Here is a 15,978-nt window from a genome sequence, read left to right on the forward strand (position 1 = left end):
ATTGGGACATCTCTTTTTTTAAAGGAATTTGTAATAAATTGTAGAATGTAAAGAGCTGAAAGGATGTGATTACGATATTTATAGCTAAAAGAGAAAACGGAGAAAAAATTCATTTACTCTACAATTGTAATGAAGAGCTTTTGCGCCGTATGCGTCAACAGGAACGATTCTTTTGTGTAGCTTGTGGAAAGGAAGTACAAATGAAATTAGGGAAACAAAAAAGTTGGCATTTTGCTCATAAAAAAGTGGATTCATGTCTTGCCTTTTATGAAGCGGAATCTATGTATCATAGGCACGGTAAAGAATTGTTATATAGATGGTTCGAACGTCAAAACTTTCATGTAGATATAGAGCATTATCTGCCCCAGATTCAGCAACGACCAGATATTTTTATAGAGAGAGCAGGGAGAAAAATTGCGATTGAATACCAATGCGCAAATCTTTCTATAGAGCAGCTGTACAAACGAACCTATTCGTATTGGCGAGTGGGTATACAGGTCATTTGGATCATTGGTGGAAATCAATTGAAAAAGCAATCTGCATATTGGATGAAATTTTCCTCACTTATGGCTTTCTCCTTACAATCTTATCCTCAACCATTTCTTATTTTCTTCTGTTCCAAACAAAAAGCATTTATGAAATGCGCGTTTCTCACTTCTTTTTCTACAAGCGTCTCTTTCTCACATACTATATATTTACCAACTGAAACTACTACTTTTGAACTACTCTTTTCCCCTGTTCCTTTCCAAAAAGAAATATTAGACCGAGAATGGAAGCAACGAAAGGACTATTTTCGAAAAAATGCTTTGCCTATTTGGAATTATAATTATAAGTCACTATTACGCCTCTTATATCAATTTAAATGTACCCCAGCGAGCTTTCCTTCTGAAATTGGTGTTCCACTTCCTTCTGGATTTGCTTTTCAAACAAACCCATTTATATGGCAAGCTTTTCTATATATGAAGTGTATAGGGGAGCTTGCAGTAGGAGAGTGTATTACTCTTCAATATGTGTGTAGTTATGTAAAAAAGTATACGAAAAGGCGTATGCTCCCGTACTTTTCAAAGCATATATGGAAAGTAGCAGTTACTGAATATATGACATTCTTATGTTATACAGGTGTATTACGTAAAGTGGAGACTTATAAGTACCGGAAAATAAGGGGGATCGTTATGTTAAAAACAGAGGAGGAGGTTATGAAATATGATGAAACTTGTTTAGCGTATGCCTTATCTTTATTTGAGGCAAAGTACAACATGAGAGAAGGAAAAGGGGATATAATAAAGACTGATTGTGAAGGAATTACATAAGAAAAAAACGAATTGTACTTAAGTAGAGATAATTAAAGGAGGGCTTAAAGAATGTCTGAACAAAACAAAGCGAAAACATTACCAGATCGCAATGAGATTGAAGAAGCAAGTACGTGGCGATTAGAAGATATTTTCCAAACAGATGCAGAATGGGAAAAAGAATTCCAAGCTATTAAAGAGCTATTACCGAAGTTAACTGAATTTAAAGGGAAACTTGGTGACTCTGCGGACAATTTGCTTGAGGCATTGCAATATGAAGACGAAATTTCAATGCGATTAGGTAAGCTATATACATATGCTCATATGCGTTACGATCAAGATACAACAAACTCTGTATATCAAGCATTAAATGATCGCGCAACAAATTTATATTCACAAGTATCTAGTAGCACAGCGTATATTGTACCTGAAATTTTGTCGGTTTCAGAAGATACACTGCAAACATTCTTGAAGGAAAATAGAGATTTAAGTGTATATGAACATGCATTAGAAGAAATTACACGTCAACGCCCGCACGTATTATCAGAAGCTGAGGAGGCTTTATTAGCGGAAGCATCTGAAGTAATGAGTTCATCAAGCAATACATTTGGTATGTTGAATAACGCGGATTTAAAATTCCCATCTATTAAAGGTGAAGACGGAGAAGAAATAGAAATTACACATGGTCGTTACATTCAGTTTTTAGAAAGTGATGATGGCCGTGTTCGCGAAGATGCATTTAAAGCTGTATATGAAACGTACGGGAAATTTAAAAATACATTCGCAAGTACGTTAAGCGGAGCAGTAAAACGTAATAATTTCAATGCGCGTGTTCGTAAATATGATTCTGCTCGCCAAGCTGCACTAAGCAATAATAATATTCCGGAAGCAGTATATGATCAACTTGTTGAAACGGTAAATGACAACTTACATTTATTACACCGTTACATCGATATTCGTAAGCGTGCATTAGGACTTGATGAGCTTCACATGTATGATTTATATACACCACTTGTACCAGAAGTGAAAATGAATGTGAAATACGAAGAAGCGCAAGACCTTTTATTAAAATCTTTAAACGTACTTGGTGATGAATATGTTGATATTTTGAAAGAAGCATATGAAAATCGCTGGGTAGATGTGTATGAGAATAAAGGAAAACGAAGCGGGGCATATTCATCTGGTGCATATGGAACAAATCCGTATATTTTAATGAACTGGCATGATAATGTAAATAATTTATTTACACTTGCTCATGAATTTGGTCATTCGGTGCATAGTTACTATACAAGAAAAACACAACCGCACGTATATGGTGATTATTCCATCTTCGTAGCAGAAGTGGCATCAACTTGTAATGAAGCGCTTCTAAATGATTATTTATTAAAAACGACAGAAGATAAGAAAGAGCGTCTATATTTATTAAATCATTATTTAGAAGGGTTCCGTGGTACTGTATTCCGTCAAACGATGTTTGCAGAGTTTGAACATATTATTCATAAGAAAGTACAAGAAGGACATGCTGTTACGCCAGACATGCTAACGGAAATCTACTACGATTTAAATAAGAAATATTTCGGTGACGCTTTAGTAATCGACGAAGAGATTGGTTTAGAATGGTCTCGTATTCCGCACTTCTACTACAACTATTACGTATATCAATACGCAACAGGATTTAGTGCAGCGACAGCTCTATCTAAACAGATTTTAGAAGAAGGACAACCAGCAGTAGAACGTTATATTAACGAATTCTTAAAAGCAGGAAGCTCTGATTATCCAATTGAAGTGCTGAAAAAAGCAGGAGTAGATATGGCATCTCCTGAACCAGTAAAAGAGGCACTACAAGTATTTGAAGAGAAATTAAATGAATTAGAAGCATTATTATTTGAAGAAAAGTAATGAAAAAAGACGAGAGATTGTATCCTCGTCTTTTTTGTTGAATAAATTCAATGTCGATATTTGTCGAAAAAATAAGGTGAATTTCTTTGTTTTTCTAACTGAAAGGATAGTTTTACAGCTGATTTTTGAAATTAAAACCCTTTGAATCTTTTTTTATGATTGAAATAAGAGAGAGTGATAACGATGATTCCAAATAAAAGAGGTAAGGCAATAATTTTAGGAAAAGCTTGTAGTAGAGAGAGGATGTACAAGAAAAAAGAAACGATGACAGCTAGAAAGAGAAGAGCAATATAAGATTTTTTCATAAATAACCCCCCTAAATGACCTTTTTTATAGCTTATTCAAAAATGAAAACGTTTAGAATGTGACAAAAGTGTGAATTTCGACAAAAGGGGTTGTCATCTGGCGTCGAATCTTGTAATATAATAAGCGTGAACGAATTCACATACAAACATATACCCCTTTGTTTGAACGTGAAAATTTCTCCCATCCCCTTTAATATTTTTATAAGCCGTAAAGAAAAAGACCTGGTGTTTACACCAGGTCTTTTTCTTTTGCTATCCATTTCCAATAACGTTCGCATTTTACTTCAATCATTTGTACTTTTCGTTTCAGTTGTAATTTTTTAAGTTCGCGCTCAATTTCTTGCTGCGGACAGTCATAAATAAATGCTACTTCTTTTGAAGATATAAATTGTGTTGCTTCTAGTAATGCTTCTAAAGGTGGTAATGGTTCTGGCTCAATTTCACATTTTACAAGTTCTTTCAATAATTGTACGTATACATCGTAGGAATAATTTCCAGCGATTTTAATACCTTCTTCATCTGAGTTCGCATGAAAAAAGACGAGGGAGGGTATTTCTGTAATATGCATTTCATTCGTGAATTTCAAGTCACATTGGAAAGCTTTTTTTGCACTAGCAGAATGTAGATCTTTTTTAAATTCTTCTACATCAATATTGCTATCTTTCGCACATGCAAGTAATAGTTCGCAGTCAGGGGTTGATACATTTTCAAGGAAAATGTATTCTTGGAGTTTTCGCAAAAACTTCGAACCTGCTTTTCGGCCCTGTAACTCCGCTGCCTTAATCGCCATCGAAACTAAATATGGTGTTGACGATGCTTCTTGCATATGTACCTTTCCATCACATGAAAAACCTTGTAAACTTGTTGTCTTTTCCCACACAAATCGAATATTAGCAGGTTTATTCCATTTGTGTGAGGAAGCGTTCGTTCCATCCACTTTTCCTGTTACGATATGACGAATAGAGAAGTATTTCCCGTATTCAAGCCATAGTTTAATAATAAAAGGCTCAATTTCCCAGCAATCTTTACAAAGTGGATCAATAAATAAATATGCTTCTACAGACTTATGCTCGCATGCGGAAGGAGATGGCATATTTATATGCTTTGCTTCCTGCTTATCCATTACACTTCACCTGTTTCGTTTGGAGTATTAACCATATGCTGAGCAGTTAATGCTAAACGTTCAAAAACAAACTCTCTTATATGACCATGCACTCCAGTATCATCCATTGCTTGCTCCATACATGATAGCCAAGCCTCTGCTCGTTTTGGAGTAATCTCAAACGGAAGATGGCGTGCTCTTAACATAGGATGACCATGTTCTTCAGTGTACAAATTAGGACCACCTAAATATTGTGTTAAAAATTGCTTCTGCTTCCTAGCGGTTTCTGTTAAATCTTCCGGGAAGATGGGAGATAAGTCAGGGTGTTTACTGACATAGGAATAAAATGTATCTACTAATATTGCAATGCATTGTTCACCGCCAATTGCTTCAAATGGTGTCATCGGTTGCTTGCTCATCCTTTATAAACTCCTTTTTCCATGAAATGTATATCTATTGTAGCAATGGAATGTTCGAGAGGGCAAATAAACAGCCTTCTCAAAGATTCTTTGCTTATTCTACGGATGTAAATTTTTTTAGTGAGGTATATCCACTAGCGAAACATATTCACTAGTGGAATTTTCACTTTAGCGTGCTTTGTTTTGTTTGGCAAGGAAAAAGCGTTTTACTTTGTTATTTGTATGACGAACAGGTATGTTATGTTGCGTTAATAAATGAATAAATGCAGCTTTTCCTGTTTCTTCATCTTGCACTTCAAATTCAATTTCATAATCATCGTGATTGTAATAGAAACTATGATCAAAGACAAGCGTTCCGCCTTTAAATAATGCTTCGGCTCTTTCAGTTGTTAAACTACCCATATAAGTTAAAGTGGAAACAGGAATTTGTAATTTGTGTAGTTGATCCATTACAGCCCCTGGAATGATTACGTTTGTTTCCATCATCATTCTTGCTGCGTCTTCTGTTACGACTTGATGCGTTTCTAACAAGCCGACTTCTGCAGGTTGTTTCAATGTTAATGTATAAATTTCTCCTTTATGACGAATACGAAGTGCAGAGCCGGCTTCTTTTAACGAGAAGCCCGGTGTTTCAAAGTAGTGATTCACCTGTTTCGTAAATGCTTCAATAGAGAATGATTTACATAATGTATCGAATTCTTCTTCTGTAACAATATTTTTAAATTCAATTTCAATTTCTTGTGTCATTGTATGCGCGCTCCTTTTAAAAAATAATTCTTTACACATTATCGCTTTTTCATAAATTTGGTTCAATGTTTTATTTGTTTGCGTCCATGTTATGATACAATAATACTGTTAAGTAAGACAGGAAGTTGAGATGGAGGAGTTAGAGCATGCAAAATAAAATTCAAGTTAAGAGCGTAGAAAAGAGAGAGAATGCGCTTATTTTTTGTGCGGAAAATAATGAAATAGAGGTAAAGGAGTTAAGTGCGCGTAATCACGTACTTGTAGACTCAGACAATTTATCATTTTTATATATTTTAGAAAACGAATCATCTTTCATTTATGTAAGTATTCCGCACACATGCTGGGAAGCAATGCATGAAGCGATGAATAACGATATAGTAATGTTCGTTCGTGTGAATGACGTTGAAATGGAATTAGAAAATTTAAAAGAAGAAGTAGAATATTTAGTTGAAAATATTGAAGGTAATGCAAATTACGGAGAAGAACTAGTAACTGCTGTAGAAAAAGTATTTCTATAAGCAAATGGATTGATTTTGGTGGTGGTTGAAATGAATCGAAATTGGGAAGAATTTTTAGCACCTTACCATCAAGCGGTGGCAGAGCTGAAAGTGAAACTAAAAGGAATGCGTACTCAATTTGCAATGTTGACAGAGCATTCTCCAATTGAGTTTGTAACAGGAAGGGTAAAGTCGGTTGCTAGTATTATTGATAAAGCGGAGAAGAGAAATGTACCGCTAGATCGGCTGAGAGAAGATATGCAAGACATCGCGGGCCTTCGAATGATGTGTCAATTTGTTGATGAGATTAAGCCTGTTGTAGAATATCTTCGAAAACGAAATGACTTTGAAATCGTGGAAGAACGTGATTATGTCACGCAAAAGAAAGATAGCGGCTATCGCTCTTATCACGTTGTCATTAGTTACCCCGTTCAAACGATTCAGGGAGAAAAAAAAGTATTGGTAGAAATCCAAATACGCACGTTAGCAATGAACTTTTGGGCAACAATTGAGCATTCTTTAAATTATAAATATAGTGGACGTTTTCCTGAAGATATTAAAATACGCTTGCAACGTGCAGCGGAAGCGGCGTTTTTATTAGATGAAGAAATGTCTTCTATTCGTCTTGAGATTCAAGAAGCGCAGAAGGCTTTTTCAAGAAAGCAAGAAACGAAAGATTCCGAATCATAAACTAAAGGGTGTTGGGCGATGAAATTTACAATTATGTCAAAGGGAGATCAATCATCAGATACACTGGCAAGCACGATGAAAGAGTACTTGTTAGATTTTGGATTTACAATGGATGAAAAGGAACCCGATATTGTAATTTCTGTTGGGGGAGATGGAACGCTTTTATATGCGTTTCATCGTTATTATAATCGATTGGATGAAACAGCATTTGTTGGTGTACATACAGGACATTTAGGTTTCTATGCAGATTGGTTACCGACAGAAGTAGAGAAATTAGTAATTGCGATTGCGAAAACACCATTCCAAGTGGTGGAATATCCGCTTTTAGAAGTGATTATTCGCTATGTGAATGGAAGTAAAGAGTCACAGTATTTGGCGATGAATGAGGCGACTGTAAAAAGTGCAGAAGGTACATTAGTAACAGAAGTAGAAATACGCGGAGAATATTTTGAAACATTCCGCGGGGACGGCCTTTGTATTTCTACTCCTTCAGGAAGTACTGCATATAATAAAGCGCTTGGCGGAGCAATTATTCACCCTTCTATTGAAGCGATTCAAATTGCAGAAATGGCGTCCATTAACAATCGTGTGTTTCGTACTGTGGGATCGCCACTCGTATTGCCGAAGCACCATACATGTGTGTTAAAGCCAGCTGCAGGAATGAACTTACAAATTACAGTGGATCATTTAACGATGGTTCATCAAGATGTGAAATCAATCCAGTATCGCGTCGCAAACGAGAAAGTACGATTTGTTCGTTTCCGCCCGTTCCCGTTCTGGAAACGAGTTCGTGACTCGTTTGTTGCAGATAAATAGAAAGGGTTATAAATTTGAACAGATTTACATTGAAATGGGATATAGGACTGGCTGAAGAGAGTACTTTAGTTAGGGAATTTTTGAAAACGAAAGGTATTTCTAAAGCCGCTTTAACGGATATAAAGTTTCACGGCGGGGCAATTGAAGTAAATGGTCAACATGCGAGTGTTCGTCATCAGTTGCGCGCTAGTGAAGAATTACGCATCTTTTTTCCAGTGGAGGAAAGAAGTGAAGGGATGATTGCAGAAGATATCCCTTTATGCATTGTATATGAAGATGATGCGGTTCTTATCATTAATAAAGAGGCGAACATGTCAACGATTCCATCTAGGGAACATCCGACAGGGAGTGTTGCCAATGCGCTTTTATCTCATTATGATAAGCAGCATCTTGCAAGTACAGTACACATTGTAACACGGTTAGATCGTGATACTTCAGGGCTTATGCTTATTGCAAAAAATCGTTTCGTGCATCATCTTTTATCGAAGCAGCATCAACAAAAAGCTGTGAAACGAACGTATGAAGCAATTGTTCACGGTGAGATGGTAGAACGAGAAGGAATGATTGATGCACCAATTGGTCGGAAATCTGATAGCATTATTGAGCGAACGGTTTGTGAGGATGGACAAAGGGCAGTTACTCATTTTAAAGTAATTGATAGTACATATCATAAGACACATGTAGCGCTGGAGCTTGAGACAGGAAGAACGCATCAAATTCGTGTGCATATGGCTCATATAGGACATCCATTACTTGGTGATAACTTATATGGAGGAAGAAGGGATGAAATGAAACGGCAAGCACTTCATAGTAAATCTTTGACGTTTTATCATCCTATTTTAGAGAAAGAAATGTCTTTCACTATAAAGATTCCAAGCGATATGCAAGAGTTACTTAGGAATGCTTAAAAAGGGAACAAAATTCTTATGTTATAAAGAATTTTGTTCCCTTTTTTCTTAGCGGAATAATATTAAAATTTGGTTCTCACCCGTACGCTTTATAACAAAAAATCCACTTTCGGCTTTTGTAGCAATGCCATTGTCATTTGGACGACAATATCCATGCGTTTCGCAAGTGCCGTCATCACGTACTAACATTTGCCCAATTAATCCGACAGGAAGCCACTCGGCGCGATCTTTTCTTGCTACATATTTGCAAGCTGGATCCCATTCTGTATTTAAAAGAGGTTGTATTTCTTCTGATTCCGTCCATACATATTGGCGTTTTCCAAAGTTGTCTGTTTTATAGCGTTTTTGCCAACTTAAAGCCCCGCTATTTCCTATAAGTGCAGGGGTTGCACTAGATATTCCTAAAATGAACGAATCGTGTGAAGTAGCTATCCGAATTTTTTCTTCGCTACTAAATGTAACGAAATAACCGACATCAATAGGTTTATGACCTTCTGTTTCAAACATTTGTGCAAAATCCGTTCCGCTTGCATTGTAAGACGCGCCCTCAATATACATTTCTCCATTATGGGCAAGCCATTTAGCACCGATATTATGGTCGGTGTCGTTTGCACCATTTGCAATAAACCAGGAATAAGCTTCTTCTGCAGTGCCGAAGCGCCCCATAATATGGCTACCTGCAAAATGAGCTGTTGATGTATGATGACCTTCCGCATGAGAAGAGAAGCCGTTAGCGATAGTTGCGGTTCCTTCTGCGTGTGCTGCTTCGCCTAAAGCAGTCGTCTGTTTACCCTCCGCATGAGAATAAGCACCGCCTGCTGTCGTTTCACTTCCCTCACTATGCGAACTATGTCCAGTTGCTTTTGAGTTGGATCCTTCTGCATGAGAGAAAGAACCTTTTGCGTGTGTTAATAAGCCTTCCGCATGTGCTGCCATGCCCTCCGCATGAGAGTGAAGCCCCTCCGCATATGCATATCGGCCGCCCCTTTTAACTTTTGTATTTTCAGGTGTAGGTGTCTCAATTATGAGTGGTTTTTCAGTTTGTATATCATTCGATGAAGCTAATGCTTCTTTTATTTTTTTTACTTTGTTTATAATAGCAGCTGGAATTTCTGGTTCCACTTTTTTATTTATTGCTACAGAATTATTTTCTTCCACCGTTTCTTCTGTTTGGTTAGAACGTAGTACCTGTTCATCTTGATTTGAGAGCTGTTTATTTTTTTGTTGCATCTTTATTTTTCTGCGATCGATTATGTGGTTCATCACAGCATTTTCTAAAGAGACATATGTTGGTTTTACTTTGCTTTTTTTTGATGACTCTTGTTCTTCTAGTTCTTCTATGGCTGCAGCCCGAATGCTACACCAGTTGTTAATTCCGTACATGGGCAGATATAAAGGGGGAAATTTTCTTTTTTGTTTAGAAGATTTTTTCTTCATTCTGTCACCTCCTGCGACATTATATGTAAAGTAATTAAAAAAAGATGCACTTTATTGCATCTTTTTTTAATTACTTTACCTAGTTTTATATGAGATCTGCCTAAATAATACGGTAATCTCTCGCTAAGTAAGGTAGTTATGAAATTGGACGGAACTTCTCAGCGACAAAAGGTAAAGAAGAAGGGACAGAGATAGTCTCCATTTCAGGATAACGTAATCCGGTTAATTTGCCACCAAATACAGCACCAGTATCAATATTGACTGTCTGATTGACGAATCGAGGTTCTTTTACTGGTGTATGTCCATATACAATCCAAGCTTGCCCCTTGTATTCTTGCGCCCAATCGCGACGGACAGGTGAGCCATCGGCATGCTTTTCTCCTGTAATATCACCATATAATACAAAGGTTTGTACTTTTTTATCTCGTCTTCCTATGTAATCTTGCCGAATCCCAGCGTGACATACGATTACTTTTTTTTCATCTAGTATGTGGTAGAGTGGTGATTGTTCATAAAGAGTGATAAACTTTTCTTTTATAATGTTTTGCTTATGAGAAGGAAGTGCCTCATATTCAGCGACAGTTGTTTCAAGTCCGTGAGCGATTGTTACATTACGTCCAAGGAAAAATCGATATAGTTTATTACAGTGATTTCCAGGAGCGTAATAAGCTTCTTTTTTATGTATGACAAGTTCCCATACAATTTCGATCATACGTAATGAATGAGGACCACGGTCTGTAATATCACCAACGAATGCAAGTTTACGTTGTTCAGGGTGGATCGGTAGACCGCTACTCCAGTTATACCCTAGCTTCTCTGTTAAATTTTGAAACTCTTGGAAGCATCCATGAATATCTCCTATAATGTCATATTTCATATTTAAACCTCCATCGTATTTTTCATTAGTATATCTAAAAAAGGATAGAGATAAAAATATAGCGTTTTTGTGTTGTTCATTTAAACATAAAGCTTTTCGTTCTTGAGCGAATATTTAAAATGAATCCAATCGCAATCATGTATGTAAGCAGTGAACTTCCTCCGTAGCTCATAAGAGGTAATGTTATCCCTGTAATGGGAAGTAATCCGATTGTCATCCCGATATTTTGGAATACTTGGAAAGTAAACATTCCGATTGTACCAGCGCAAATGTAACTACCGAAAGGGTCATTACTTTCTAAAGCGATATGAATCATTCGAAAAATGAGTAAGAAAAAAAGTGAAATAATGACACTTGCACCTAGAAATCCAAATTGTTCAGCGACATTAGTGAAAATAAAATCTGTATGTGGTTCTGGAAAATATACTTGTCCATTTTCCCACCCCTTTCCTTGCATTTCTCCGGATCCAGTCGCTAAGAATGCTTGTCTTAATTGATAGCCTTGCGCATCATATTTGTAAGGTGCCAACCATCCGTAGAAGCGATTTAATTGATATTCTTTTAAAATGTGTGCTTTAAAGAAATCTGTGTGAGTAAAAAATATATATATTAATGTAGATCCAGCCACGAAAGTACCTGAAACTAATCCGAAAATAAAACGCCATCGTATGCCAGAAACTAGTATCATTGCTGCAAGCATCGCTGAAATGACCATTGTGTTTCCTAAATCTGGTTCTTTTGCAATAAGTAGTAGTGGTGGCAAGCTTGTCGCAAATATTTTTCCAAGTAATAAAAAATCGTCACGCATTGTTTGGGAAAAATATTTCTCATTATGATTTGCTATAATTCGTCCAATGACGATAATTAAAAACAATTTCATAATTTCAGAAGGCTGAAAATTTCCGATGCCTGGGAGCCTGTACCAAGCGGTAGCGCCTTTAATTGTAACGGCACCCGGTACTTGAAGTTCTAGTCCAATAAGTAGTACCATTGCAAAGCTATACAAATACCAAGCAATTTTTTGATAACGATCGAAATCGATAATCATAATAACACCAATGGCTATAAATCCAATGAAGTACCATTGGATTTGCTTGAGTACAAAATTGACGTTTTGTAAAAATGGCGGTAAGGAGGCTTGCGCACTTGCAATAGCACAACAACTAACAATCCCAATGGCAAATAAAATAAATAGTAATACGTAGTCTATTTGATATTGAGAATTTGAATCTTTCAATGTAGGTATTCCTTTCTACTGCTCTTTATAGTAATGGATTTTATAGTATGAGAAAGAATGTATGAACTATACGAATGATTCACATATAGTCCATACACTTTTGATTTTGCAGAGTAGTTTAATTGTTTAACTCTTTAATAATTATATCCAAACAATGGGCAAGACGTACATGTGCGTCAGGAAAAATATCTAGTTGATGAAGGTAGTATTTTAAGGAACTTTTACACCATTTGTAAGCACTAAGTAGAGCTGTTCTATAGTCTATAGTATTTTGTAAAAATCCATATTCTTTTGCTGTTATAACGAGGTGTGTGAAATCTTCGCAACCTTGAAGTAGTTTATTGTGTATTTGTTGTCCAGCATGGTAGCGAAATTGACTTAAAGGCTCAGAAATGTATATTGCATTTCCTTTAGAAAGTAAAGAAATCCATGAGGCCATATCAACACTACAAGAATATTGTCGCTCTTTAAGGGTGCCAAAAGGTTCAGTGAGCAAGTTCTTTCGAAACAAAGTAGTTGTAGGTTCGCCGATAATGTTGTGGCCGGCCTTTAGCATCCAGTCGCCTAAAAATATTCCGTTTAATGGTGTATCTTCGCTATATAACTTTTGTGTTGGATGGGCATCGCCGATTAGATTTCCATGATCATCAATACGTACTCGATAAGAAGTAACAAGAGCAAGATCTTTATTGGAATCTTGCTCAAAATAGGCCATCATTTTTTGTATTTTATGCTTATAAAACACGTCATCGTCCATTAAAAAATTTATATACTCACCATTTGATTTTTCTATGAGCATAAGGTCATTGTGAAATTGTCCTAGAGTAGAGATATTTCGAATGTATGTTATATTTTTATAATTTGGTAAGTATTGTTCATGGATTAGAGTTGCTGTTTCATCATTTGTACTATCATCTCCGATGATGATTTCAATATTTGAATAAGTTTGTGCCAATGCACTTTCTAGAGCGATTTTGAAATAATGGGGTCGATTATAAGTGGGAATAAGGATAGAAACGAGAGGTAGATTTTTTTCACTCGCCATACATAACTTCCTTTCAGAAGCTTTTTTTTGTAAGAACAATATCTTGGTAACTTGTATATTCTGGTCTGCCGCACCATAAACCATAATGTGGCTTATTGATTATTTCTAGACCATACTTATTCAATAGATTGCAAATATCTGTCTCAGGATAAGCAACTGCAAAATTGGGAATATCTTTATTTACAACGTAGCAATTTTCAATTCGATGATAAAAACCTAATGTACTTTGTCCTGCATTTAAATAATAGGACGATTCAGGATTTATTAGAAAGAATGTAATGAAACATCTCCCGTCTTTTTTTAATACACGTACAATTTCAGATACGTAATGTTCTAATTCTTTTGGAAGAAGATGTGTAAATACAGAAGTTAAAAAGATAAAATCGAATGTTCCGTCTTCATAGGGAAAACGATATTGAGAGGCATCTTCTTTTCCTTCTGGATTATAGAATTGATTGTATATGTCAACATGTTCAAAGTGAAAATTATTACGCATAGTTGAAATGTTATTTTGACACCAAGTAATTCCATCTTTAAACAAATCAAATCCATAATATGCTCCATCATCATTTAAGTAATTCATTAATGGTACAGCCATTCGGCCGACGCCGCAGCCTACATCTAATACTTTTTCATTTGATTTTAAAGCGCCAATTTGAATAAAATGCTTTAGGAACTCTTTTCCCACCTTTTTGAAGTCGCCACCTACATATTGGACGAGTTCAGGAGGGGGGAGTAAAGTCATTTCTTTGTTAAGTTCGCTCATGAGTATACCCCTTTCTTGTGTGAGAATATGCAGTCACTCTATTAATAAAATTTTCAATTTGTAGTGAGAGAACAAAGGAAAACAATTGTTATATGTAAGGAGATTCCACAAAAGAAATACTTAATTGGATTAGAAGTAAGAGAAGAATGAGTGAAAATGGAATCTCCTATAGATTAAATCTTGTTTATTCTTTTCTCCAATAAACGCCAAATACATCAATTTTAGTAATAGGGGCTTTTAAATTTCGTTGCTTTCTAAAGTCTGTCACAGCCTCAGCGCATGGCGGTAGCCCGTAGTCATCGATAATTATATAGCCACCTTTAGAAACTTTATCATATAAGTTCATGAGACCATCCATGGTGGATTCGTACATATCACCATCAAGCCGTGCAATTGCTATTTTTTCAATTGGTGCTGTTGGTAAAGTATCTTTAAACCAACCTTTTAAAAATTTCACTTGATCATTTAGTAAATCATATTTTTTAAAATTCTCTTGTACTTGTTCTAAAGAGACGCGTAAGTAATCGAATGTGTGTAAATAATCACCGTAATCTTTTGGATATTGTTCTAGATTCGGTGCTGGCAAACCTTCAAATGAATCTGCGACCCACACAGTACGATTCGTAATGTTGTTTGCTTGTAAAAAACCATTCATAAAAATGCATGATCCTCCGCGCCATACACCTGTTTCAATAAAATCTCCCTCTATATTTTCACGAACAACGGTTTCCATTGCCTCTTGTAATTGGTTCATACGTTCTCGACCAATCATGCTATGTGCTGCTCTTGGCCAATCCATTCCATCATGACGTTCACTTTTTGAAACATTTGGTTTTACAATTTTTAAGTTATGGTTTTCGGCATATTGCTTAATGAATAAAGGGAGGGGGACTGTAACGGGTTCGAATTCTAGTTCTTTCGAAATATGTAGAGATGCGGGTAAGTATGCCTCATATTCCAACCATATTTCAAATAAAATTGTTTTCTTTAGCAATTCGAGATAAAGCTGAACAGCAGATTTACTTTCCATATTTGTGCCTCCTGCAAAATGTCATACAACAATATGATTATGTAGCTAACGAATGTTTCATGATTGAATTTGAAATTGAAAAAGCAGTAAAACTGATATCAGTTTTACTGCTAAGTAAAAAATTAAGCAACTTTTTCAATAATAATGGATGCACTCGTACCAAGAGCTAATGATAGCCCAAGTCCTGTAACAATTACTTCAACCAATGATGGAGTTGTCGTAATTTGCGTAATTGCTTGAATAACGATAGGTGCTCCAAGTGAGATTAAACTTGATCCAGTACCTGGTACAGGTACTCCATTCACTTGGATTGTAAGACCTCCTAATAAGCTTACTGTTGCAGTATAAGCGATAACAGTAATTTTATAGAATCCAGTTTCACTAATTACGAAAGTGTCAGCATCTAATTGAGAAATTGCTGTACCAAACTGAGATCCAACAGTATTAAATGGTACTGGATCATTAATTCCTAGATCTAAAGAAATCCCACCGGAGTTAAATGCATATAATCCTGCTGGAAGTCCTAATCCGGATGGTCCAGTCGGTCCAGTAGCCCCCGTAGGTCCAGTAGCTCCCGTAGGTCCGGTAGCCCCAGTAGGCCCGGTAGGTCCAGTAGCCCCAGTGTCACCAGTAGGCCCSGTARGTCCAGTAGCCCCAGTGTCACCAGTAGGCCCGGTAGGTCCAGTAGCYCCAGTGTCACCAGTAGGCCCGGTAGGTCCAGTTATTCCAGTTCCTCCGCCAGTAGGTCCAGTCGGTCCAGTAGGCCCGGTAGGTCCGGTAGGCCCAGTTGGAAGGGTAAACGGTGGTATCGGTGGTAATGTTGGTCCTACAAGATTAGGGTCAAATGCACTAGCTGATAAAGATTCATCGGGATTTAATCCATTTGAATAATTATTATTTGACATAAATTCACC

General features: G+C 36.4%; 17 protein-coding genes. 6 read left to right on the forward strand and 11 right to left on the reverse strand.

Features of this window, described 5'->3' with window-relative positions; genetic code table 11:
* Positions 1–65: 65 nt before the first annotated feature.
* Together ASE54_RS18170 and pepF are read left to right on the forward strand one after the other, a co-directional pair.
* Entirely contained in the window at positions 66–1,310 is a 1,245-nt protein-coding gene (locus ASE54_RS18170; RefSeq protein WP_000628324.1) for a competence protein CoiA family protein, read from the forward strand.
* Between the two features lie 51 nt (positions 1,311–1,361).
* Positions 1,362–3,188: an oligoendopeptidase F gene (gene pepF / locus ASE54_RS18175; protein WP_000003356.1), complete on the forward strand. Its 1,827-nt coding sequence runs from the start codon at positions 1,362–1,364 to the stop codon at positions 3,186–3,188.
* Positions 3,189–3,319: 131 nt separating this feature from the next.
* Here pepF and ASE54_RS36410 read toward each other — a convergent pair whose 3' ends face one another.
* From ASE54_RS36410 to ASE54_RS18190, 4 genes are all read right to left on the reverse strand, one after another.
* A complete protein-coding gene (locus ASE54_RS36410) occupies positions 3,320–3,493 on the reverse strand; it encodes a hypothetical protein (protein WP_000750354.1) in 174 nt (57 codons plus the stop codon).
* A 229-nt stretch (positions 3,494–3,722) separates the two neighbouring features.
* A complete protein-coding gene (locus ASE54_RS18180) occupies positions 3,723–4,616 on the reverse strand; it encodes a ClpXP adapter SpxH family protein (protein WP_000360659.1) in 894 nt (297 codons plus the stop codon).
* A complete protein-coding gene (locus ASE54_RS18185) occupies positions 4,616–5,014 on the reverse strand; it encodes a hypothetical protein (protein ID WP_000043386.1) in 399 nt (132 codons plus the stop codon). The genes ASE54_RS18180 and ASE54_RS18185 overlap by 1 nt, the downstream gene beginning before the upstream one ends.
* Before the next feature lie 168 nt (positions 5,015–5,182).
* Positions 5,183–5,761 (reverse strand): CYTH domain-containing protein, encoded by a 579-nt coding sequence (locus tag ASE54_RS18190; RefSeq protein WP_000191101.1) that lies wholly within the window; start codon positions 5,759–5,761, stop codon positions 5,183–5,185.
* Between the two features lie 146 nt (positions 5,762–5,907).
* On the opposite strand from ASE54_RS18190, the gene ASE54_RS18195 reads away from it, so the two are divergent.
* From ASE54_RS18195 to ASE54_RS18210, 4 genes are read left to right on the forward strand one after another with little or no spacing between them, the layout of a single operon-like run.
* Positions 5,908–6,279, forward strand: a complete 372-nt coding sequence (locus ASE54_RS18195; RefSeq protein WP_001179996.1) for a hypothetical protein — start codon at positions 5,908–5,910, stop codon at positions 6,277–6,279.
* A gap of 30 nt (positions 6,280–6,309) precedes the next feature.
* Positions 6,310–6,948 carry a GTP pyrophosphokinase family protein gene (locus ASE54_RS18200; protein ID WP_001081480.1) on the forward strand — a complete coding sequence of 213 codons (639 nt, stop codon included), beginning with the start codon at positions 6,310–6,312 and terminating at the stop codon, positions 6,946–6,948.
* Between the two features lie 18 nt (positions 6,949–6,966).
* On the forward strand, positions 6,967–7,764 hold the full coding sequence (locus ASE54_RS18205; protein WP_000673196.1) for an NAD kinase: 798 nt from the start codon (positions 6,967–6,969) through the stop codon (positions 7,762–7,764).
* 14 nt (positions 7,765–7,778) lie between these two features.
* Positions 7,779–8,672, forward strand: coding sequence for an RluA family pseudouridine synthase (locus tag ASE54_RS18210; RefSeq protein ID WP_001079127.1), 894 nt, complete (start codon positions 7,779–7,781; stop codon positions 8,670–8,672).
* Between the two features lie 48 nt (positions 8,673–8,720).
* Here the strand turns inward: ASE54_RS18210 and ASE54_RS18215 are convergent, their stop codons facing one another.
* From ASE54_RS18215 to ASE54_RS18245, 7 genes are all read right to left on the reverse strand, one after another.
* Positions 8,721–10,109, reverse strand: coding sequence for a peptidase G2 autoproteolytic cleavage domain-containing protein (locus ASE54_RS18215; RefSeq protein WP_000730508.1), 1,389 nt, complete (start codon positions 10,107–10,109; stop codon positions 8,721–8,723).
* A 136-nt stretch (positions 10,110–10,245) separates the two neighbouring features.
* Positions 10,246–10,986, reverse strand: a complete 741-nt coding sequence (gene prpE / locus ASE54_RS18220; RefSeq protein WP_000872690.1) for a bis(5'-nucleosyl)-tetraphosphatase PrpE — start codon at positions 10,984–10,986, stop codon at positions 10,246–10,248.
* Positions 10,987–11,062: 76 nt separating this feature from the next.
* Entirely contained in the window at positions 11,063–12,223 is a 1,161-nt protein-coding gene (locus ASE54_RS18225; RefSeq protein ID WP_000655325.1) for an FtsW/RodA/SpoVE family cell cycle protein, read from the reverse strand.
* A gap of 118 nt (positions 12,224–12,341) precedes the next feature.
* Entirely contained in the window at positions 12,342–13,268 is a 927-nt protein-coding gene (locus ASE54_RS18230; protein ID WP_000135606.1) for a glycosyltransferase family 2 protein, read from the reverse strand.
* Between the two features lie 13 nt (positions 13,269–13,281).
* Positions 13,282–14,034 (reverse strand): class I SAM-dependent methyltransferase, encoded by a 753-nt coding sequence (locus ASE54_RS18235; protein WP_001292844.1) that lies wholly within the window; start codon positions 14,032–14,034, stop codon positions 13,282–13,284.
* A gap of 184 nt (positions 14,035–14,218) precedes the next feature.
* Positions 14,219–15,064, reverse strand: coding sequence for a TylF/MycF family methyltransferase (locus ASE54_RS18240; RefSeq protein WP_000444387.1), 846 nt, complete (start codon positions 15,062–15,064; stop codon positions 14,219–14,221).
* A 122-nt stretch (positions 15,065–15,186) separates the two neighbouring features.
* Complete coding sequence (locus ASE54_RS18245; RefSeq protein WP_057187521.1) at positions 15,187–15,969, reverse strand: exosporium leader peptide-containing protein; 783 nt, start codon at positions 15,967–15,969, stop codon at positions 15,187–15,189.
* Between the last annotated feature and the right edge of the window lie 9 nt (positions 15,970–15,978).

The organism is Bacillus sp. Root131, from assembly GCF_001429475.1.
In the GTDB taxonomy this organism is placed as follows: domain Bacteria; phylum Bacillota; class Bacilli; order Bacillales; family Bacillaceae_G; genus Bacillus_A; species Bacillus_A thuringiensis_S.